The organism is Micromonospora sp. SD12 (genome assembly GCF_052068495.1).
Classification (GTDB): domain Bacteria; phylum Actinomycetota; class Actinomycetes; order Mycobacteriales; family Micromonosporaceae; genus Micromonospora; species Micromonospora echinofusca.
This window is the reverse complement of sequence record NZ_JBQHDF010000014.1, coordinates 54,630-74,467: the sequence shown is the minus strand read 5'-3', so window position 1 is coordinate 74,467 and position 19,838 is coordinate 54,630. Positions and strand designations below refer to the sequence as shown.

Below are 19,838 nucleotides of genomic sequence, written 5' to 3'. Positions count from 1 at the left end.
GCGCCGCCGACGGCCGTGTCTCACCAGCGCGACGGTGGTGGCGGCGACACGACCGGCGGACGGTCTTCGCAGGTGATGGTGTTCGGCAGCTGCCACGGGGCCAGCCAGCCGCCGTCGTTGCCGCCGAGATCGGTGAGGGCGAACTCCGAGCCGGTCGCCGGGAAGTTAAACGACCCGCAGTTGTTGACGCCGACGGCGCCGACGTTGCGGGCGTCGACGTTGCGCAACGAGGCCGAGCCCGCCGCGCGGGCGCTCAGCACGGAGGTGCCCGTGCCGTCGACCCGGACGTCCTGGAACCGGACACCGGTGATCGAGTGCAGGTCCTTCACCGGCCAGTCGCTGACCAGCATGATGGCGTTGTACGTGTTGTCGAGGTAGCTGTCCCCGATCACGTCGACGGTCGCGTCGATGTCCCGGTCGAGCGCGTAGAACCAGATGGCCCCCAGCCCGATCTTCCAGTTCAGCTCGTACGTGCCGGCGCGGGCGGTGGTGTTGCCGGTGATCAGCAGCCGCCCGGTGAAGGGCTGCGCGCCGAAGCGGGACCCGACCTGGATCGCGCTGCCCTCGCGTACCGGATCGGCGACCAGGTTGTGCGACACGGTGAGGTCGGTGCCGCCGTAGAGGGCGATGCCGTTGGCCAGCACCGGCGACTGCACGGTGTTGTGGTCGAACCGGTTGCGGGCGTTGCCGACCTTCTCCGACCACATGGCGAGCCCGTCGTCGCCGGTGTTGCGGACGAAGGTGTGCGCGACCAGCGAGTCGGTGACGCCGGTGTGGAAGTTGAGCCCGTCCGCGATCTGGTCGACGATGATCGTGTCGGTGACCCGTACGTTGGTCATCGGTCCGTCGAACCAGATGCCCACCTTCGTGTGGCGCAGGTGCAGGCCGTCGATGGTGGAGTCGCTCATCGCGCCGCCGATCGCGTTGACCTGGTCGGTGTCGATGCGCTCGCGCACGTCGCCCTCGATGGCGAAGCCTGAGAGGTGCACGTTGCGGCTGCCGCCCTCGGCGGCGCTCCTGCCGTAGAAGCCGACGCCGGTGTGCACCGAGCCGTCCGGCGCGGGCGTGGGCAGCGCGACCTCGCGCCCCTTGACGATCGTGTACCAGTTGCCGGCGCCCTCGATGGTCACGTCGTCGACGACGATGTGCCGGTTGACCTGGTACGTGCCAGGGGGCAGGTAGACCGGCACGTCTACCCGCCGGGCGAAGGCGATGGCCCGGTCCAGGGCGGCGGCGGAGTCGCGGCGGCCGGTCGGATCGGCGCCGAAGGCCAGGACGTTCGCGGCGCGCAGCCGCACGCGCGGGGGACCGACGAGTTCGGAGTCGAGCAGGTCGATCACCGTCCACGCGGCGTTGCTGCCCGCCGGGGCGGTGAGCCGGATCCGATCGCCCGCCCGGTACGTCCGGCCGAGCAGCAGCCGCTGCTCGTCGTAGAAGTGGCTGGGGCGGAACGGGGTGGGGATGCTCGGGTACGGCGTGGTGGCCGCCGGCACGCACGAGCACTCGGTGATCCACCAGTCCGGGTGCAGCAGCCCGGCGGTCGGGTCGTTGGAGAACGGATACTGGTTGTAGAGCCAGGCGTACTGCGAGGTGAGGGTCATCGTCCGGACCCGCCGGTCGTTGACCGCCACGTCCAGCGGGGCGGTGATGCCGCCGCCCCGAGGGGCGTCGGGGATGCTGTAGCGCACGGTGATCGCGTTGGCCGCGCGGGGCAGGACGAACTCGACGTACCGGCCGGGGGTCAGCCGGACCGCGCTGCGCCCGGAGGCCTCGGCCGGCAGCGTGTAGGCGGTGCGGTCGGGGCCGATGACCTCGCCGTCCGTGGTCGCGTTCTCCGCCTCCTGCTCGACGAAGTCGACGTCGGCGCCGCGCCCCGCGACCAGGTGCGGGTCGAGGCCGGCCCTGGTGACGACCGGCCCGGTGCCGGCGGGTGGGGTGGCGGTGGCCGGGCCGGGCGCGCCGGCCAGGACGCCGAGGGCGGTGGCGAGCGCGACGGTGGCGGCGACCGCCGCCCGGGGCCGTCGCCGCGACGACGGTCCGGGCGGCGAATATCTGCTCAGGGGCATGACCTGACTCTTCTCGTGGTGGGACGGGTCCGGCCGCGCGGCCGGCAGTGACCGCCGCTATGCGGCGTACACCTCAAGCTGGGACAGCTGCGCCGCCGGCCAGCCGGTGTTGCCGGTGACGCGGATCCGCACGTACCGGCCGCGCGTCGCCGGGACGGCGAGCGTCACCCGGTTGCCGGTGGCCGGATCGAAGACCCGGCCGGCCGGCGCGACGGGCGTGCTCCAGGCGGTGCCGTCCGGGCTCACCTCGACCGCGACCGTCTGGGTGCGTCGCCGCCAGGCGGCGGCGGGCGGGAGCCGGAGCACGACCTGTCCGACTTCGACGACCGTGCCGAGGTCGACCCGCACCCACTGCGGGAAGGCGTTGCCGGCGCTCTCCCAGTAGGTGTCGGCGTCACCGTCGACGGTGTTGGCGCAGCCGTAGGTCTGGACGTGGCTGCTCTCCGTCACCGGCCGGCCCCGGGCGAGGTCGGCCCCGGGCGCCGGGTCGGTGGTCACCGACACCGCGGTGGACGGCGCCGACAGGGTGCCGCCCCCGTCCACGGCGACGACCGTGAAGGTGTACGCGGTGCGGGGCGTCAGCCCGCCCACGGTGGCGGAGGTGCCCGGGACGGACGCCACGGTCTGCCCGTCGCGGCGCACCTGGTAGCCGGTCACGCCGTCGGCGTCGGTCGACGCCGTCCAGGCCAGCGACACGCTGGTCGAGGTGCGGCCGGTCACCGTGAGGCCGCCCGGCGGCGTGGGCGGGGTGGGCGTCCCGGTCGCCGCGTACACCCCGACGCGGGCGAGTTGGGCCGCCGGCCAGGCGGTGTTGGCGGTGACGGTCACCCGCACGTGCCGGGCGGTGGCCGCCGGCACGGTGAGGGCCGCGGTGTTGCCGGTGGCGGGGTCGAACCGGACCCCGGCCGGTCCGGCGAGCGTGCGGAAGGTCGCGCCGTCGGTGCTGCCCTGCACCGTCAGCGTCTGGGTGCGCGCCTCCCAGCCGGCCGGCACGGCCAGCACGATCCGGGTCACCGTGTGGGCCGCGCCGAGGTCGACCTGCCACCACTGGGGGAAGGCGCCGTTGGTGGACTCCCAGTAGCTGTTCGGATCGGCGTCGACGGCGTTGCCGGCGGCGAACGGGCCGTTCTGGGTGCCCGCCGACGCCGGCCGGCCGGCGGCGAGGTCGCCCCCGGGCGCCGGGCCGCCGCCGACGACGGGCGGCGTCGGCCGTACGGGGGTCAGGGCGAGCTGGCCCTTGAACATCCGGCCGCCGTCGGCGGTGATCCGCAGGTAGTAGTCGGCGGAGCAGGCGACGCCGTCCTCGTCCAGCGCGCGGATGCCCGCCCCCGCCGGGGTGCCCGCCTGCGTCTCGCTGGTCTTGGCGATCTGGTTGCCCTCGTTGAACTCGTCGAACATCGACACGTAGAGGCCCTGTGCGCCGAGCCGGGTCATGTTGTAGAGGTGCCGCCAGTAGAAGTCGCCGTGGCGGCGGTGCCCGGCCGACAGGTCGCCCGGCATCACGCAGGGCTGGTAGTCGATGCCGTGCGCGGCGCAGTCGGCCAGGTCGGGGACGTTGACGTTGGTGTGGAACCAGTCGAGCCCGTCGAGGGTGCCGGTGCGGCCGACCATCCACGGCGAGAGCATGTGGAACGCGTGGTAGACCTCGGAGAAGCCCGGCCGGGAGTCGTTGACGCCCTGCCGCCAGTACGTCGGCACGCCGCCGATGACGTAGCAGCCCTGGGCCTTGAACCAGTTGACGACGTCGAGGCAGGCGGCGGGGGCGAAGGGACGGCCGTCGTCGTTGAAGCCGAAGCCCCAGACGCAGACCACGGGCCGGCCGTTCTGCCGCGCGTACGCCGGGGAGGCGGTGTGCGCGGACATCCGGTTCAGCCAGTCCTCCTTGATCTGGGACTGCATCGCCGTCCAGCCGGTGACGTCGTACATGAGGTAGAACTTGCGGCCGTGGCGTTCGGCCGCGCCCCGGACCTTGCCCGCCATGGCGTCGCGCGTCGGCCCCTCGTCGCCGAACGGGTTGAACCGTTGCAGGGCGGCGGTGTCACAGCCGTGTTCGCGCATCCAGCGGAAGTGGGTGTCGACGGTCTGCTGGTCGTAGGAGGAGAAGAGCTGCGCCGGCTGGCCGCTGCCGAGCGGCGGGTAGGCGGTGGTGTAGGCGCGGGCGTACTCCCGCATGTCGGGCCAGGAGACGATGGTGGTGTTGGCGGGGGAGGGCGACTGGAACCGGTCGCGGCTCCAGTGCCACCAGCCGCCGATGGGCGCGCCGTCACCGGGGCAGCTGAACCAGCCCTGGTAGCCGACCGAGATCTTGCCGACGACGTCGCCCGGCGGGCTGGCCGCGTACGCCGTGCCACGCAGGGCCGCCACCAGGTCGGTCGGGGCGACGGCGGCGAGGGCCGAGCCCGCGGCGAGGGATCCGATCAGTCTCCGGCGCGACACCGCCATGGCCCTGCTCCCTCCGATACGGAAAGGTATCGATGGGCATGGTGTCAGCAGTGGACTTGTGAACGCAAGAGTCGAATCCAAAGCCGAAAGAAATCGACTGCAGATGCAAACGGCGTGGGGCGGCGGGGCCCGTGCCGGGGGCGGGCCGGTGCACGCCCGCCCCCGTCACGGCGTCATCCCCGCAGCAGCGGCAGTACCCGGCGGCCGAGCAGGTCGACCCCGCCGGTCGGGGTCAACCCGTGCGGGGTGCCGAACTCCACCCGGGTCGCCCCGGCGTCGAACACCGCCGCGGCCTGCGCCGCGACGTGCTCGGGAGTGCCGGAGAAGGCGAACAGGTCCAGCAGGTCCCCGCCGATCAGCGCGCCGGCCACGTCGTGCTCCTGGCGGGCGACGTGCCGCTGGATGCGCGCCAGCAGCTCCGGGTCGATGTCGACGTTCGGGTCGAGGGCGGCGACGACCGCCAGGTACATGGCGACCTCCGTACGGGCCACCCGGCGGGCCAGGGCGCCATCCTCGTCCACCACGGTCACCGCCCCGATGACCACACCCACCTGATCCCGGCCGGCGGGCGTGGCGTCGTCCAGCCAGGCCCGCATCGTCTTGGCCATCGCGGGGTTGGCCGACCCGCCGACCTTGATCTCCGAGGCGAACGCGGCGGCCGTCCGGGCGGTCTGCTGCCCCCACGTACCCACCAGGACGGGCACGTCGGCGCGGACCGGGGCGTAGCGCAGGGCCGTGCCGGGGGCCACCGTGAACTCCCGGCCCGCGAAGCCCCGGTCGTCGCGCGACAGCAGCAGCCGCACCACCTCGACGGTCTCGGCGATCCGCCGCAGCGGCCGGGCCTGTGCCACCCCGACCTGGTCCAGCCAGGTGCCCCGGGCCAGCCCGAGGTAGGCCCGCCCGTTCGACGCCAGGTCCAGGGCGGCGACCTGCCCGGCGATCTCCACCGGGTGCATGGTGAACGGGTTGAGGCAGGCCGACCCGAGCCGGATCCGCCGGGTGTGCCGCGCGGCCACCAGCAGGGGGAAGAACGGCGGCTGGTACATCAGGTCGCCGAAGACCGACAGCACGTCGAAGCCGTGCCGTTCGGCGAGTTCGGCCAGCGCCGCGTACTCGTCGGCGCTCTTGTCGGACTGGAGTCCGATGCCGACCAGTCGGCGACCCTCGTCGGTGCTCACGTCAGTTCCTCCGTCGGGATCCGTCGCCGGGCGGTCCGCTCGATGCGCATGATGACCCGCTCGTCCGGGTCGGGGCAGGCCACGTGGCAGTCGCGGGCCAGCCAGTCCTCCGGCGGCAGCGGTCGCTGCTTGGCCGGCAGCAGCGGCACGCACGCCGCCAGGGCGTACAGGCAGAAGTGCTTGCCCGTGGGGATGCGGAGCCGGTTCGACTCGGTCAGGTCGATGTAGTCCCCCGGCTGGAGGCCGCAGACGGAGCGGCCCTCGATGCGTTCCACCACGACCCGCAGGTCGTACAGGTCGGTGACCGGTTCCTCGGCGCTCATCGCAGCGCCTCCGCGTGGTGGTGCACGATCCGCCAGCCCCGCTCGTCGCGGCGCAGCACGTCCGTCACCCGGAAGCACTCGTCCGGCTGCCCGGCCGCGTACCGGGCCCGCAGCACGTAGCGGACCAGGCCGGTGTCGCCCCACGCCTCGGTGCGCAACTGCTCGGGGGCGACCGAGGTCGGAGGCGCGGCCGCTGCCCGGGCGGACGCCCGACGGTCCCGCAGGTCGTCGAGGGCGGCCAGACCGTCGAGCAGGTCGGGCGCGTCGGACTCCCAGATCGTCAGGTCGGGGTGCAGCCGGGCGTCGAACGCCGCGCGGTCGCCCAACGACCGGTACATGTCGGTGATGGCGGCGGTGAGATCGTCAACGGTCATCGGGACTCGCTTCCGGTCGGGGCGGACGGGGGTGGATCAGGAGAGTTCGGCGAGGCGGGCGCGCAACGGATCGAGCCCCATCGGGCCGAGCCGCAGGGCGCGGTGGTGGAACCGCTTGCGGTCGAACCCCGAGCCCTCCCGTCGTTCGGTTTCCCGGCGGGCCTGCTGCCACAGCCGCGCCCCGACCTTGAAGGCCAGCGCCTGCGCCGGCCAGCCGAGGTAGCGGTCGACCTCGAAGCGTGCGGTCGCCGGGTCCAGCCCGGCGACGCGGGCCAGGAAGTCCACGGCCAGCGCGGGGGTCCACCGCCGCGCGTCGGTGAAGCCGGTCCCGGTCGGGATCGGCACGTCCAGGTGCAGGCCGAGGTCGATGACCACCCGGGCGGCGCGCCACATCTGCCCGTCGAGCATCCCGAGCCGCTCGGCCGGGCCGGCGTAGAGGCCCACCTCGTCGGCGAGGCGTTCGGCGTAGTGCGCCCAGCCCTCGGCGTACCCGTGCACCTGGCACAGCGAACGCTGCCACGGGTGCAGGCCGGCGGTCGTGAGGGTGATCGCGTGCTGGAGGTGGTGCCCGGGCAGCCCCTCGTGGCAGAGCGTCCCGACGTGCCGCCACACCGGCACCGTCGACTCGCCGGGGGGCGTCGACCACCAGATCCCGCCCGGGCGGGTCAGCCCGGCGTCGGGCGGGGTGTAGTACATGACGCCGGAGGCGGCGGGGCTGATCCGGCACACCACCTGGCGGGTGGCGGCCGGGATGTCGAAGTGCGCACCGTCGAGAGCGTCGGTGAGCCGCTCGGTGCGCTCGCGCAGCCAGCGCTCCAGGTCGGGCCCGACCGGCACCCGGCCGGCGGGGTCGGCGTCCAGCGCGGCCCGCGCCGACGCCACGTCCGGGTGGCCCAGCTCGGCGGCGACCGCGCGCTGCTCGGCGGCGGTGCGGGCCAGCTCCTCCCAGCCGTACGCGTACAGCTCGTCCAGGTCGACGCTCGCGCCGAGGAAGCTGCGCGCGGTGACGGCGTACAGGTCGCGGCCGACGCCGTCGACCTCGGTGGCCCGGGGCGCCAGCTCGGTACGCAGGAACGCGGCGAAGTCCGCCGTCGCGGTGGCGGCCGACCGCGCCCCGACGGCCAGCTCCCCGGCCATCGGCCCGTCCGGACACCCGGCCACCAGCCGGCCGTAGAAGTCGTCGGAGGTGACCCAGGCGGTGCACTGGTCGGCGACCGCCAGCACCTGCCGGCGCGCGACGAGCTGCCCCCGCCCGGCCGAGCGGCGCAGCGTCTCGGCGTACTGCCCGAGCGCCGTCGGCACCCGGCGCAGGTGCGCGGCCACGACCGCCCAGTCCCGCTCGCTGTCGCGCGGCAGGTTGTCGAAGACCTGCCGGACCAGGTGCACCGGCGTCGCCAGCGGGGCCAGCAGCCGGGTGGTGAAGCCCGCGTCGTACAGGTCGACCTCGCTGGCCAGCCGGTCGGTCAGCGCGCCCGCGAGGGCCCGCTGCGCGGTGCCGTCGGCGCTGGCGCCGGCCGCCGCCGTGGCGGTGCGGCGGGCCAGCTCCGCGCGGGCGGCGAAGCCGTCGGGGGAGAGGTCCGCGAAGTGCGAGTCGGGGGTACGCCCCGCCGCCTCGGCGGCCTCCGGATCCAGTTCGGCGAGCGCGTCGAGGTACCCGTCGGCGACCTCGACGATCGTGGTCATCGCGCGTCCCGCAGGCGGCCGTGGTCGTCGCGGTACGACACCCCGCCCTTGAGCACGGCGTGCAGGCTGCGCAGCGCGGACACCGAACGGGTGGGGTCGTCGCGCAGGACCAGCAGGTCGGCGTGCTTGCCGACCTCGACGCTGCCGAGCGTGTCGGCCTGACCCAGCCACTGCGCGGGGCGGATGGTGGCGGACTTCAGCGCGTCGGCGACGGGCATCCCGGCGTCCACCATGAACTCCAGCTCCCGCACGGTGGCGGTCGTCTCGTCGTAGCCGGCGTGCGGCGGCATGTCGCTGCCCAGCGCGATCGGCACGCCGTTGCGGATGGCGTGCTGGAGGCTCTCCCAGTGCCGGGGCCCGGCCGACAGGGCGCGGTCCATCAGCCAGCCGGGCACGCCGGCGTCCCGGAAGAACTGCTCGCAGCGGCTGACCACGATGGTCGGGACGTACCAGACGCCGCGCTCGGCCATCAGCCGGGTCACCTCGTCGGTCAGCTCGTAGCCGTGCTCGACGCAGTCCAGGCCGAGTTCGACGGCGCGGCGCACCGACTCGGCCGGGCCGGCGTGCGCGGTCACCTTGCGGCCCCAGTCGTGGGCCACCCGGATCACGGCCGCCAGCTCGTCGTCGAGCAGCTGGGGGGTGTCGATCGACTCGAACTCGCCGGCGATGCCGCCGGAGATGCACACCTTGATCAGGTCGGCACCGGCCCGGATCTGCTGCCGGGTGAGCCGGCGGAACCCGTCCGCCCCGTCGGCCTCCAGGGCGTCGGCCTCCCAGCCGTGCCCGCCGGTGCAGCAGAGGGCGTGCCCGGCGGTGAAGATCCGCGGGCCGTCCACCGCGCCGCGCTCGATGCCCTTGCGCAGGGCGAAGTCGGCGTAGCGGCTCTCGCCGACGAGCCGGGCGGTGGTGACCCCGGAGTGCAGGGTCCGGCGCGCCGAGTCGGCCATCAGCAGCACCAGCTCGGCCAGGTTCGACCGGTGCACCTCGTCGCCGAAGTGGCCGGGCAGCCCGAGCGAGAGGTGCACGTGCATGTTGGTCAGGCCGGGCATGACGTGGTCGCCGTGCAGGTCGACCACCCGGGCGTCGCCGGCCTCGGCGAGGACGTCGTCGACCGGCCCGACCGCGCGGATCGTGCCGTCGGCGCCGATCCAGACGCCGCTGTCGCGCTGCACGTCGTCGCGTACGCCGTCGTAGAGCGCGAGGTTGACCAGGACCTGTTCGGTGGGGATGTGCATGCGGTGTCCTCTACGCGGCGGGCACGGTGGTCGGCGCCACCGTGGGGTCGTTGAGCCAGCAGGCGGCGCTGCGGCCGCCGAGGTCGAGCGTGGGTGGGTGCTCGCCGCACGGAGCGAAGGCGTGCGGGCAGCGCGGCCGGAATCGGCACCCGGTCGGCGCCTGCGCCGGGTCGGGCACCTCGCCGGCGAGGGTCCTGGGCAGCTGCGGGTGCGGACCGATCTGCGGCACCGCGTCGATCAGCGCCCGGCTGTACGGGTGCCGGGGTGCGCGCCACAGCTCGCGGGTGGGCGCGGTCTCGACGATCCGGCCCAGGTACATCACCGCCGTGACGTCGGCGATCTCGTGCACCAGGGAGAGGTCGTGCGAGATGAACAACATGCCCATGTCGAGGTCGCGGACCAGCCCGACGAGCAGGTTGACCACCTGCGCCTGGGAGGAGGCGTCCAGCGCGGTGACCGGCTCGTCCGCGATGATCATCCGGGGCTCCGGTGCGAGCGCCCGCGCGATGGCGAGCCGCTGCCGCTGGCCGCCGGAGAACTGGTGCGGATACCGCTCCGCCGCCGAGGCGGGCATGCCGACGCGGTCCAGCAGCTCGGCCACCCGCGCCCGGCGGGCGGCGCCGGTCACCGTGTCCGGCACCCCGTCGAGCAGCTGCGCGCCGATGGTGCGCCGGGGGTTCAGCGACGCGTACGGATTCTGGAACACCATCTGGAGCCCCACCTGCGGCACCGGCCGGCGACGCCAGCCCAGTGGGGTGACGGGGCGCCCGGCGAACCGGATCGCCCCGGCGCTCGGGGCGGCCAGCCCGACCGCCACCCGGGCCAGCGACGACTTGCCGCAGCCGGACTCGCCGACCAGGCCGACGATCTGCCCGGGCGCCACGTCGAGGCTCACCCCGGCCACGGCCCGGACCGGTCCCCGGCCACGTGCCCTGTACTCGACCTCGACGTCGCTGATCTCGAGCAGGTTGCCCGAGTCGACCGGCTCGTTCATGCCGCCACCTCCAGGTGCGGACGGACCACGCAGGCCACGGACCGGTCGTCGCCGGCGGGGGAGAGCGGGGGCGGCGCGGTCCCGCAGGACGGCTCGGCGAACCCGCACCGGGGCTGGAACGGACACCCGGGCGGCGCCTGCCCCGGCGCCGGCGGACCGCCCGGGATGGGGCGCAGCGTGCCGACGGACTGGGTGCCGTGCGGGCGGGCGCCGAGCAGCGCCGCCGTGTACGGGTGCCGCGGCGCGGTGAGCAGCGCCCCGGTGGGCCCGGTCTCCACCACCCGCCCGGCGTAGAAGACGTAGCCGCGGGTGGTCAGCGCGCTGAGCACCCCGAGGTCGTGGGTGATGAAGGCGACGGCCAGCCCGGTCTCGGCGCGCAACTGCTCGAGCAGCGCCAGGATGCCGGCCTGCACCGTCACGTCGAGCGCGGTGGTCGGCTCGTCGGCGATCAGCAGCCGGGGGCGGGCGGCGAGGGCGATCGCGATGGCGGCCCGCTGCCGCATGCCGCCGGAGAACTGGTGCGGGTACGCCCGCACCGCCCGCTGCGGGTCGGGGATGCGGACCTGCTCGAGCAGCTCCACCGCCCGCCGGTCGGCCGCCCGCCGGTCCAGGCCCAGGTGGACCTGCATGTGCTCGGTGAGCTGCCGGCCGATCGTGAGCATCGGGTGCAGCGCCGCGGTGGGGTCCTGGAAGACCATCGCGATGCCGGCGCCGCGTACCTTCTGCCAGCGCTTCGTGTCCAGGCCGAGCAGTTCGGTGCCGGCGAAGCGGGCCGACCCGGTGACCTTGGCGCCGGCGGGCAGCAGCCCGAGCAGGGTCTGCGCGGTGAGGCTCTTGCCGCAGCCACTCTCCCCGGCGATGCCGACCATCTCGCCCTCGTCGACGGTGAACGACACGTCGTGCAGGATCGGCAGCGGCCCCGTGGGGCCGGGCAGGGTGACGGCCAGGGAGTCGACCTCGAGCAGGGGTGCCATCTCTCAACGTCCCTTCGCGTAGCGGGGGTCGATCCGGTCGCGCAGGGCGTCGCCGAGCACGTTGAAGGCCATCACCACGGTGAGGATGGCCAGACCGGGGAACACGCTGACCCACCACATGGAGAGGTCCTGCGAGCCGAGCGCCACCATCGAGCCCCACTCGGCGGCCGGCGGGCGGGGGCCGAGGCCGAGGAAGGACAGCGCCGACAGCAGCAGCACGGCGTTGCCGAGTTCCAGGGTGGCCAGCACGATGGCCGGGCCCACGCTGTTGGGCAGGACGTCGCGGCGCAGCGCGCGCAGCGGCCCGATGCCGAGCAGCCGGGCGGCGCTGAGGTAGTCCTCCCCGCGCATGGTCAGCACGGCGCTGCGGATGACCCGGGCGTACACCGGCCAGGAGACGATGACCAGCGCGAGGACGGCGTTGCGGGTGCTGGGCCCGAACGCGGCGGTCACCGCCATCGCCAGGATGATCTGCGGGAACGCGAAGACCAGGTCCGTCAGGCGCATGAGCGCCTCGTCGACGAACCGGCCCACGTAGCCGGCGACCAGGCCGAGCAGGCCGCCGATCAGCAGGGCGAGCGAGACGATGGCGAGCGCGAGGGGGATCGACAGGCGGGAGCCGTGGAGCACCCGGCTGAACACGTCCCGGCCGAGGGAGTCGGTGCCGAACCAGTGCGTGCCCGACGGCGGCGCGTAGGCGTCGGGGCTCTGCGCCAACGGGTCGTACGGCGCCACGAGCGGGGCGAACAGCGCCACCAGCAGCCACCCGCCGAGGATGACCAGCGCCGCCAGGGCGATCGGCTGGCGCCAGATGGGCCGCCCGGTCCGGCGCCCGCGCAGCCGGCCCAGGAGACGACGCCGGGCCAGCGCGTCGGTCGCCTTCGGGTCGGGCGCCACGGGGTCGGGTGCGAGTGTGGTCATGACAGGCGGATCCTCGGGTCGATGAGTCCGTACAGCAGGTCGACGGTGAGGTTGACCAGCGTGTAGACCAGCGCGACGAAGAGGCTGACGCCGAGGATCGCGGGCAGGTCCAGCGCCGTCGCGCTGCGGTACGCGTACTGGCCGAGGCCCGGCCAGCCGAAGATGTTCTCCACCAGCACCGTGCCGGAGAGCAGCGAGGCGAAGGCCAGCCCGGACACGGTGATCACCGGGACCAGGCCGGCGCGCAGCAGGTGCCGGCGGAACACCACCCGGGCGGGCAGGCCCTTGGCGTACGCGGCCCGGATGTAGTCCTGCTGGAGCACCTCCAGCATGGAGGAGCGGACGAAGCGGACCAGCATCGCCACCGTCAGGCTGGTCAGCACGAGCACCGGCAGGATCAGGTGCTGGGCGGCGTCCCAGGCGACGTCCCACTGGCCGGCGAGGGCGGCGTCGACCGTGTACATGCCGGTCACCGTCGGCGGCGGGCTGAAGTCGGTCGAGAGCCGGCCGCCGCTGGGCGCCAGGCCGAGTTGGTAGAAGAAGACGTAGAGCACGACGAGCGACAGCCAGAACGGCGGGGTGGACAGGCCGAGCAGCGCGCCGACGCGGATCAGCTGGTCGGTGACCCGGCCGTTGCGCACGGCGGCGAGCATGCCGATCCCGGTGCCGATGAGCAGCGCCAGCACCATGGTGGGGATGGCCAGTTCCATGGTCGCCGGCACGTACTGCAACAGGTCGTCGGCCACGGTCCGGCCGGTCTGCTGCGAGATGCCGAGGTCACCCTGGAACAGGTTGCCCAGGTACTGCAGGTACTGCACGTACAGCGGCTGGTCCAGGCCCCACTTCTCGCGGAACGCGGCCACCGTCGCGGGATCGTTGAGCGCCTGGTCGGAGAGGTTGGCCGTGACCGGGTCGCCGGGAACCACGGTGACCAGGCCGAACGTCACGATCGTGACGCCCAGCAGCAGGCCGGCGGTGATGGCCACCCGCTTGAGCAGGAAGACCAGCAGGGCCCGGTGCGGCCGGGGCCGGGACACGGTCGTGGTGACCGCGCCCGGCTCGGCGTCGTCGACTGTCGTCGTCATGGAGTGACTACCCCCGGCCCACCGCGGCCAGGTCGACCTGCCAGCCGGCGGCGGTGTAGTCCGTGCCGGTCAGGTCGCCGCTCGCCACCACGGTGGAGGAGTTGCTGGCCAGGACCACGTACGGGCTGGCGGCGTTCATCGCCCGCTGCCACTCCTGCATGGCGGCGGCCCGGGCGGCCAGGTCGAGGGTCTCGGTGACCTTCTTGCCGGCGGCCACGACGGCCGGGTCGGCCCGCTCGACGGTCCAGCCCGAGCGCAGCGCGGTGGCCTGGCCGGGGGACATGTTGTTGATCAGCGAGTCGGCGACCGGGTAGTTCAGGCTCTGCGGGGTGAACCCGAGGGCCATCTTGCCCGTACGCATCTCGTCGAGGAAGGTGGTCAGCGGCTGCGGGGTCAGCTCCAGCTTGATGCCGGCCTCGGCGGCGTCGCCCTGCACCTTCGTCGCGACCGTGCCCAGGTCGACCCCCTTGTAGGTGATGGCCGGGTAGTTGAACTTGACCGTCGGGTTGCTCAGCCCCGCCTCGGTGAGCAACGCCTTGGCCTTCGCCACGTCACGCTTGGACTGCTCGGCGGCCGGCAGCGCGCCCGGGAAGGCGGGGGCCACCAGCCCGGCGCCGGGGGCGGCACCCTGGCCGTACAGCGCGGCGAGACCCTCGTAGTCCAGGGAGGCGCGCAGCGCCTGGTTGAACTTCGCGTTCGAGGTCACCGGAGACACGGCCGGGTCGGCGTTGAGGAAGAGGAAGTAGACGGTGTCCTGCACGCCGGAGGTCTTCAGGCTGCCCGGCAGCCCCTCCAGCAGCTTGCCGGAGATGTCCAGCGCGATCTCGGAACCGCCGGAGCGCTGCATGGTCAGCTTCTGCGTCTGCACGTCCATGTTGCGCAGCACGACGCGGCTGAACTCGGGCTTGGTGCCCCAGTAGTTGGGGTTGGCCTCCAGCACCACCTGCGCCGACGGGTCGTACGACTTGAGCACGTACGGGCCGCTGCCGACCGAGTTCGTGTCGAGGTACTGCTGCGCGGTGTCGCTCTTCGCGGCGTCGGCGGCGTCCGTCGCGCCGTGCTCCTTGGCGACCTTGGAGTTGACCACGCCCGTCGACGGCATCGCGAGCACCACGGGGATGTTCGGGTCGGCGGTGGCCGAGGTGACCACCACGGTCCGCTCGTCGGTCTTGGCGAACGTGAGGCCGCTGACCATGACCGCCGGGCTGGCCTTGACGTTCTTCAGCCGGTTGAGGGAGAAGACCACGTCGTCGGCGGTGAGCGCGGTGCCGTCGGAGAACTTCACGCCCTCGCGCAGCTTGAAGGTGAAGGTCTTGGCGTCGGGCGACGCCTCGTACGACTCGGCCAGTGCCGGGACCGGCTTGCTGACGTCCGAGCCCTCGAAGGTCAGCAGGGTGTCGTAGAGGGAGTGCACGGCGGTCAGGCCGGTCGCCTCGTAGATCCGGCCGGGGTCGAGGGTCTTGAGGACGAACGAGGTGTTGACGGTGAGGGTCTTGGCCGAACCGCCGTTACCGCTTCCTCCGCTGCCGCCCGCGCTGCACGCGGTGCTGGAGGCTATGGCCAGCGCCGCCAGAGCGATCGCTCCGACGCGGAGCCGGCGAGGGGACACCGACATGCTGTTCCTACCTTCGTATGGGCCGGCCCGGGCGGGACGGGCTCTGGGGGCTGTTCGGGCCCGGCGGCGCCGGGACGCCGCGGCCGGGCCGCTGGTGCCAACCGCAGCGGCTGTCGCGGGTCTTCGCGGTTGTGCCGCCATGGGGTTGGATGTACCCGGACGGGACTCGTGTCCGGTTCGTGCCTCGACGCCGCTTGTCTAGTAGCGCCGAACACGTTCACCTTGTGTTTGACCACCCTAGACAGCGGCGTATAGTCACGTCAAACATTTCTAGCCACACCGTTTTGGAACGAGGAAAGACGCATGCTCGGTGACCAGCTCCGCGACCTGCGCCAGCAGCACTCCCTCACGCTGCGCCAGCTCGCGGCCGCGGCCGACGTGTCGCCCGCCCTGCTCAGCCAGATCGAGAACGGCGCCACGGACCCCAGCCTGGCCACCCTGCGTAAGCTCGCCAAGGTCTTCGACACCTCCATAGCGGCGCTGTTCTCCGAGCCGGACGCCCCGCTGGTGCACATCAGCCGGCCCGGCTCGCGGTCCCGGCTCGCCGCGCCTCCCGGGCAGATCGCCTACGACCGGCTCACGCCGGGGCGGGGCGACCTGGAGGTGCTCGAAGCCGAGCTGGCGCCCGGCGACGCCAGCTCCACCGAGCCGTGGGCGCACCCCTCGACCGAGTGCGCCATCGCCGTCACCGGCGAGGTGGTGGCCGAGATCGGCGGCGAGAAGTACGTGCTGAAGACCGGCGAGGCGATCACCTTCGACTCCCGGTTGCCCCACCTCTACCGCAACGCCAGCGACCAGCGGGCCCGGCTCATCATCGCGGTCACCCCGCCGACCCCCTGACCCACCCGGCACGTCACCCGGCCCGCGTCGCGCACGTGGGCGGTACGACGCCGCCCGTCGAAAGGACCCGCAGTGGACCGTGACAGCGTCGACTGGTTCGGCTACCTCCCGGCCGTCACCACCCCGTTCACCGCCACGGGCGAGCTGGACCTCGCCGCCTGGGACGGGCAACTGGACTGGCTCGCCGCCGAGCGGCTGCACGGGCTGATCGTCGGCGGGACCACGGGCGAGTGGTTCAGTCTCAGCGAACAGGAGCGGGCCACGCTGTTCCGGACGGCCGCCGAGCGGGTCGGCGACCGGCTCACCGTGCTCGGCGGCTGTAACGCGTACACCCCGGCGGAGGCCATCCGGCACGCCGAGGCCGCCCGCGACGCCGGCCTGCACGGCATCCTGCTCACCCCGCCGCCGTACGTGGTGCCCACCCGGGCGGAGGTGGTGGCCTTCTACCGGGCCGTCTCCGAGGCGGTCGACATCCCGCTCTGCGTCTACAACTGGCCCCGCGGCACCGGCGTCGACCTGGACGCCGACCTGCTGCTGGAGCTGAGCGCGCTGGACACCGTGGTGGCGGTCAAGAACTCCACCCCGGACTTCGGCGGGTTCGTCCGTGGCCTGGTCGCCCTGCGGCACCGCGTGCGCTACTTCGGCATCCCCACCAACGAGGTGGGCATCGAGCTGATGACCACCATCGGCGGCGACGGACTGATGGGGGCCGGCGCCGTGCTCGGCGCCGACCACCCCGACTTCTTCCGCGCCCTGCGCGCCGGCGACCTCGACCGGGCCCGGGTCCTCGGCGCGCGCGACCGGGTGATCATGGAGGACTGGTTCGGGCCGGACTACGGCGCCCGGTTCGGCAACGCACAGGCGATCATGAAGTACGCGCTCACCCTGCGCGGCGTGCCGGCCGGGCACGTCCGCGCGCCGCTGCTCCCGCTGACCCCCGCCGAGCAGGACCGCGTCCGGGCCACCATGACCCAGCTCGACCTGCTCCCATGACCGCGTACGACACCGCCGTCATCGGTGGCGGCCTGCTCGGCTGCGCGACCGCCTGGCACCTGGCCCGTGCCGGCAACCGGGTCCTGCTCGTGGAGAAGGACCAGGTCAACCGGCACGCCTCCGGGCAGAACGCGGGCAGCCTGCACTTCCAGCTGGAGTTCCGGATGGTCGAGCACGGCGACGACGCGGCCCGCGCGGCGGCCCGCGCGCTCCCGCTGCACCTCGACGCCATGCGGGCCTGGGCCGGCATCGAGGACGAACTCGGCGAGCGGTGCGGGGTCTCGCGCACCGGCGGACTGATGCTCGCCGAGACCCCGGCGGAGATCGCCGTGCTCGACCGCAAGGCGGCCCTGGAGCGCGAGTACGGCCTCGACGTCGCGGTCCTCTCCGGTGCCGAGCTGCGCCGGTTCGCGCCGTACCTGGCGGACACCGTGCTCGCCGCCGGCCACGTGCCCGGCGAGGGCAAGGCCAACCCCCGGCTGGTCACCCCGGCGCTGGCCCGGGCCGCCGGCCGGTACGGCGCCGTGCTGCGCACCGGCTGCCGGGTCACCGGGCTGCACCGGCGCGGCCGGCACTGGGAGCTGCGTACCGGCAGCGGGCCGGGGGACACCGCCGGGGAGACCCACCTCGCCGACACGGTGGTGCTTGCGGGCGGGGTCTGGACCGCGGAGCTGGCCGCGATGGCCGACGTGCGGCTGCCGGTCTTCCCGGTCGGGCTGACGATGAGCGCCACCGCCCGCAGCCGGCCGTTCCTGCCGCACCTGATCCAACACGTGGGCCGGCGGCTGTCGATGAAGCAGACCGAGGACGGCAACGTGCTCATCGGCGGCGGATGGCCGGCCAAGCTGGTCAGCCGGGCCGGACGGGTCGACCTGGAGACCAACCCGGAGCTGCGTTACGAGTCACTGGTCGGCAACGCCGACGCCGCCCGGGTGGTCCCGGCGGTGTGCGACCTGCCGCTGATCCGGACGTGGACGGGCATGACCACGCTCACCCCCGACCACCTGCCGCTGCTCGGCGCGGTCCCGCGCCGGCCCGGGCTCTACGTCGCCACCGGCGGCTCGGCCTTCACCCTCGGCCTCACGTACGCCCGCCTGCTCGCCGCCATGGTCGTCTCCGGCGAGGCCGACCGGTCGATCGGGGACTACTCACCCGCCCGCTTCGGAGCGCTGAACTTTGTCTGAACACCGCCCGCCGCAGCCGGCGCCAGCGCCGAGGCGCACCGCGATGGACCGGCCCGCCCCGGTCACCATCGAGGTCGACGGGCGGCCCGTGTGCGCCCACCCGGGCGAGTCGCTGGCCACCGCGCTGCTCGCCGCCGGGGAACGGGCCGTCGGCACCACGCGCGGCGGCGCCCGCCGGGGGCCGTACTGCAACATGGGGATCTGCTTCGAGTGCGTGGTCACCGTGGACGACGTGCCCTGCCAGCGTTCCTGCCTGGTCCGGGTGCGGGACGGCATGCGGGTCCGCACGGCGGTGCCCCGGTGAGCGCCCCCGACGTGGTGGTGGTCGGCGCGGGCCCGGCGGGGCTCGCCGCGGCCGCCGTCCTCGGCCGGCACGGCGCCGCCGTCACCGTCGTCGACGAGCAGGAGCAGCCGGGCGGGCAGATCTACCGCCAGCCGCCGGCGGGGTTCACCCCGCCGAAGGCACCGGCCGCCGCCGGTCGGGCGCTGCTGGCCGGGGCCGCCGCCGCCCCCGGCGTCCGGTGGCTCGCCGACACCACCGTGTGGGGCGTCCTCGGCACCCGGGCGGGTCTCGACGGGTACGCGGGCCAGCAGCCCGCGCCGGGCCGCCACCGGGTCGCCACGCACGGCCCGGCCGGGGTACGCCTGCTCGAGCCCCGGGCGGTGCTGCTGACCGCCGGCGCGTACGACCTGCCGGTGCCCTTCCCCGGCTGGACCCTGCCGGGGGTGCTCACCGCGGGCGGGGTGCAGACGTTCGTCAAGGCGCAGGGCCTGCTGCCGGGCGGGCGGTTCGTGCTGGCCGGCGGCCACCCGCTGTTGCTGGTGGTCGCCGCCCAACTGGTGCGCGCCGGCGCCCGGGTGGTCGAGGTCGCGCTGGTCCAGCGCCGCCGCGACCTGTTGCCCGGGCCGGCCGGGCTGGCCGCGCTGGCGGGTGCCGGCGGCAAGATCGCCGAGGGCGTCGACGCGCTGCGCGTGCTGCGGCGGGCGGGGGTGCCGGTCCGGTTCGGCACGGTCGTGCGCCGTGCCCACGGCGACCCGGACCTGAGCGGGGTGACCCTCGCCGAGGTCGACCCGAGCGGGCAGCCGGCACCCGGCACGGACCGGGACGTGCCCTGCGACGTGCTGGCCCTGGGCTACGGCTTCGTGCCCTCCGTCGAGCTGGCCCGGCAGGCCGGGTGCGCGGTGGCCTGGGACCCGCCCGGGGGCGGCTGGGTGGTCCGGCACGACGAGTGGCTGCGTACCTCGGTGCCGCGGATCGCGGTGGCCGGCGAGCTGACCGGCGTCGCGGGCGCCGAGCAGGCGGCGGTCGAGGGCCGGCTGGCCGCCCTCGGCGTGCTGTGCGACCTGGGGCTGCTCGACGAGCGTCGGTCCGCCGCGCTGGCCCGCCCGGTGCGCCGGGAACTGCGCCGCCGGCACCGCTTCGTCACCCAGGTACTCGACCGGTTCGCGCCGGACCGGGCGGCCCTGGGCGGCCTCGTCACCGACGACACCGTGCTCTGCCGCTGCGAGGAGGTACGCGTCGGGGACGTGCGCCGCGCGCTGCGGGCCAACCCGCACCTGGGCACCGCGAACGCGGTGAAGCTGGTGACCCGCGCGGGGATGGGTCTGTGCCAGGGCCGGTCCTGCCAGCCGGGCCTGTGTCAGCTCATCTCCACGCTCACCGGTCGCGGGCCGGAGGAGGTCGGGGCGTTCACCGCGCAGGCGCCGGTCAAGCCCGTACCGCTGCGCGCCCTCGCGGTCGGCGAGGCGCCGCGCGGTACGGACTGACCCGCCGACCCGCCGGCCCGCGCCCATGGGCGGCAGTGCATTCGTGAATGTCAATCACTGGATCGGTGGGGCGGGGCGGGCCGGCCGGGCGGACGTACTCGCGGATCATCCGATTTCTCCGCCGGGGACGCTCCACGGGACCACCTCGACGCCCGCGCGTGCGT

Annotated in this window: 17 protein-coding genes; 5 read left to right on the top strand and 12 right to left on the bottom strand. The window is 74.2% G+C overall.

Annotated elements, in window-relative coordinates:
• Positions 1–20: 20 nt before the first annotated feature.
• From ACTMS2_RS22635 to ACTMS2_RS22580, 12 genes are all read right to left on the bottom strand, one after another.
• A complete protein-coding gene (locus ACTMS2_RS22635; protein ID WP_441177184.1) occupies positions 21–2,066 on the bottom strand; it encodes a glycosyl hydrolase family 28-related protein in 2,046 nt (681 codons plus the stop codon).
• 57 nt (positions 2,067–2,123) lie between these two features.
• Positions 2,124–4,508, bottom strand: coding sequence for a discoidin domain-containing protein (locus tag ACTMS2_RS22630; protein ID WP_441177183.1), 2,385 nt, complete (start codon positions 4,506–4,508; stop codon positions 2,124–2,126).
• Between the two features lie 173 nt (positions 4,509–4,681).
• Positions 4,682–5,686 (bottom strand): LLM class flavin-dependent oxidoreductase, encoded by a 1,005-nt coding sequence (locus tag ACTMS2_RS22625; protein ID WP_441177182.1) that lies wholly within the window; start codon positions 5,684–5,686, stop codon positions 4,682–4,684.
• Positions 5,683–6,009, bottom strand: coding sequence for a TIGR04076 family protein (locus ACTMS2_RS22620; protein ID WP_441177181.1), 327 nt, complete (start codon positions 6,007–6,009; stop codon positions 5,683–5,685). The genes ACTMS2_RS22625 and ACTMS2_RS22620 overlap by 4 nt, the downstream gene beginning before the upstream one ends.
• Entirely contained in the window at positions 6,006–6,383 is a 378-nt protein-coding gene (locus tag ACTMS2_RS22615) for a nuclear transport factor 2 family protein (RefSeq protein ID WP_441177180.1), read from the bottom strand. The genes ACTMS2_RS22620 and ACTMS2_RS22615 overlap by 4 nt, the downstream gene beginning before the upstream one ends.
• Positions 6,384–6,419: 36 nt before the next feature.
• Positions 6,420–8,066, bottom strand: coding sequence for a DUF885 domain-containing protein (locus ACTMS2_RS22610; RefSeq protein ID WP_441177179.1), 1,647 nt, complete (start codon positions 8,064–8,066; stop codon positions 6,420–6,422).
• Positions 8,063–9,301 (bottom strand): amidohydrolase family protein, encoded by a 1,239-nt coding sequence (locus ACTMS2_RS22605; protein ID WP_441177178.1) that lies wholly within the window; start codon positions 9,299–9,301, stop codon positions 8,063–8,065. The genes ACTMS2_RS22610 and ACTMS2_RS22605 overlap by 4 nt, the downstream gene beginning before the upstream one ends.
• Positions 9,302–9,311: 10 nt before the next feature.
• A complete protein-coding gene (locus ACTMS2_RS22600; RefSeq protein ID WP_441177177.1) occupies positions 9,312–10,295 on the bottom strand; it encodes an ABC transporter ATP-binding protein in 984 nt (327 codons plus the stop codon).
• Positions 10,292–11,269, bottom strand: a complete 978-nt coding sequence (locus ACTMS2_RS22595; RefSeq protein WP_441177176.1) for an ABC transporter ATP-binding protein — start codon at positions 11,267–11,269, stop codon at positions 10,292–10,294. Before ACTMS2_RS22595 ends, ACTMS2_RS22600 begins: the two co-directional genes overlap by 4 nt.
• A gap of 3 nt (positions 11,270–11,272) precedes the next feature.
• Positions 11,273–12,190, bottom strand: a complete 918-nt coding sequence (locus tag ACTMS2_RS22590) for an ABC transporter permease (protein WP_441177175.1) — start codon at positions 12,188–12,190, stop codon at positions 11,273–11,275.
• Positions 12,187–13,275 carry an ABC transporter permease gene (locus ACTMS2_RS22585; RefSeq protein WP_197697838.1) on the bottom strand — a complete coding sequence of 363 codons (1,089 nt, stop codon included), beginning with the start codon at positions 13,273–13,275 and terminating at the stop codon, positions 12,187–12,189. The genes ACTMS2_RS22590 and ACTMS2_RS22585 overlap by 4 nt, the downstream gene beginning before the upstream one ends.
• A 7-nt stretch (positions 13,276–13,282) precedes the next feature.
• Entirely contained in the window at positions 13,283–14,890 is a 1,608-nt protein-coding gene (locus tag ACTMS2_RS22580; protein WP_441177174.1) for an ABC transporter substrate-binding protein, read from the bottom strand.
• Positions 14,891–15,193: 303 nt separating this feature from the next.
• On the opposite strand from ACTMS2_RS22580, the gene ACTMS2_RS22575 reads away from it, so the two are divergent.
• The 5 genes from ACTMS2_RS22575 to ACTMS2_RS22555 all read left to right on the top strand — a co-directional run bounded on the left by ACTMS2_RS22575 (position 15,194) and on the right by ACTMS2_RS22555 (position 19,674).
• Positions 15,194–15,730 (top strand): helix-turn-helix domain-containing protein, encoded by a 537-nt coding sequence (locus tag ACTMS2_RS22575; RefSeq protein WP_089000224.1) that lies wholly within the window; start codon positions 15,194–15,196, stop codon positions 15,728–15,730.
• A gap of 72 nt (positions 15,731–15,802) precedes the next feature.
• A complete protein-coding gene (locus ACTMS2_RS22570) occupies positions 15,803–16,723 on the top strand; it encodes a dihydrodipicolinate synthase family protein (RefSeq protein WP_441177173.1) in 921 nt (306 codons plus the stop codon).
• Positions 16,720–17,907, top strand: coding sequence for an NAD(P)/FAD-dependent oxidoreductase (locus tag ACTMS2_RS22565; protein ID WP_441177172.1), 1,188 nt, complete (start codon positions 16,720–16,722; stop codon positions 17,905–17,907). The genes ACTMS2_RS22570 and ACTMS2_RS22565 overlap by 4 nt, the downstream gene beginning before the upstream one ends.
• A 43-nt stretch (positions 17,908–17,950) precedes the next feature.
• Positions 17,951–18,211, top strand: a complete 261-nt coding sequence (locus ACTMS2_RS22560) for a (2Fe-2S)-binding protein (protein ID WP_363626895.1) — start codon at positions 17,951–17,953, stop codon at positions 18,209–18,211.
• Entirely contained in the window at positions 18,208–19,674 is a 1,467-nt protein-coding gene (locus ACTMS2_RS22555) for an NAD(P)/FAD-dependent oxidoreductase (protein WP_441177171.1), read from the top strand. Before ACTMS2_RS22560 ends, ACTMS2_RS22555 begins: the two co-directional genes overlap by 4 nt.
• Positions 19,675–19,838 lie beyond the last annotated feature (164 nt).

Coding starts and splice junctions, on each gene's coding strand:
- ACTMS2_RS22595 (WP_441177176.1), bottom strand. CDS start 11,269: ATGGCACCCCTGCTCGAGGTCGACTCCCTGGCCGTCACCCTGCCCGGC.
- ACTMS2_RS22580 (WP_441177174.1), bottom strand. CDS start 14,890: ATGTCGGTGTCCCCTCGCCGGCTCCGCGTCGGAGCGATCGCTCTGGCG.
- ACTMS2_RS22610 (WP_441177179.1), bottom strand. CDS start 8,066: ATGACCACGATCGTCGAGGTCGCCGACGGGTACCTCGACGCGCTCGCC.
- ACTMS2_RS22565 (WP_441177172.1), top strand. CDS start 16,720: ATGACCGCGTACGACACCGCCGTCATCGGTGGCGGCCTGCTCGGCTGC.
- ACTMS2_RS22600 (WP_441177177.1), bottom strand. CDS start 10,295: ATGAACGAGCCGGTCGACTCGGGCAACCTGCTCGAGATCAGCGACGTC.
- ACTMS2_RS22615 (WP_441177180.1), bottom strand. CDS start 6,383: ATGACCGTTGACGATCTCACCGCCGCCATCACCGACATGTACCGGTCG.
- ACTMS2_RS22575 (WP_089000224.1), top strand. CDS start 15,194: ATGCTCGGTGACCAGCTCCGCGACCTGCGCCAGCAGCACTCCCTCACG.
- ACTMS2_RS22560 (WP_363626895.1), top strand. CDS start 17,951: ATGGACCGGCCCGCCCCGGTCACCATCGAGGTCGACGGGCGGCCCGTG.
- ACTMS2_RS22585 (WP_197697838.1), bottom strand. CDS start 13,275: ATGACGACGACAGTCGACGACGCCGAGCCGGGCGCGGTCACCACGACC.
- ACTMS2_RS22605 (WP_441177178.1), bottom strand. CDS start 9,301: ATGCACATCCCCACCGAACAGGTCCTGGTCAACCTCGCGCTCTACGAC.
- ACTMS2_RS22635 (WP_441177184.1), bottom strand. CDS start 2,066: ATGCCCCTGAGCAGATATTCGCCGCCCGGACCGTCGTCGCGGCGACGG.
- ACTMS2_RS22630 (WP_441177183.1), bottom strand. CDS start 4,508: ATGGCGGTGTCGCGCCGGAGACTGATCGGATCCCTCGCCGCGGGCTCG.
- ACTMS2_RS22590 (WP_441177175.1), bottom strand. CDS start 12,190: ATGACCACACTCGCACCCGACCCCGTGGCGCCCGACCCGAAGGCGACC.
- ACTMS2_RS22620 (WP_441177181.1), bottom strand. CDS start 6,009: ATGAGCGCCGAGGAACCGGTCACCGACCTGTACGACCTGCGGGTCGTG.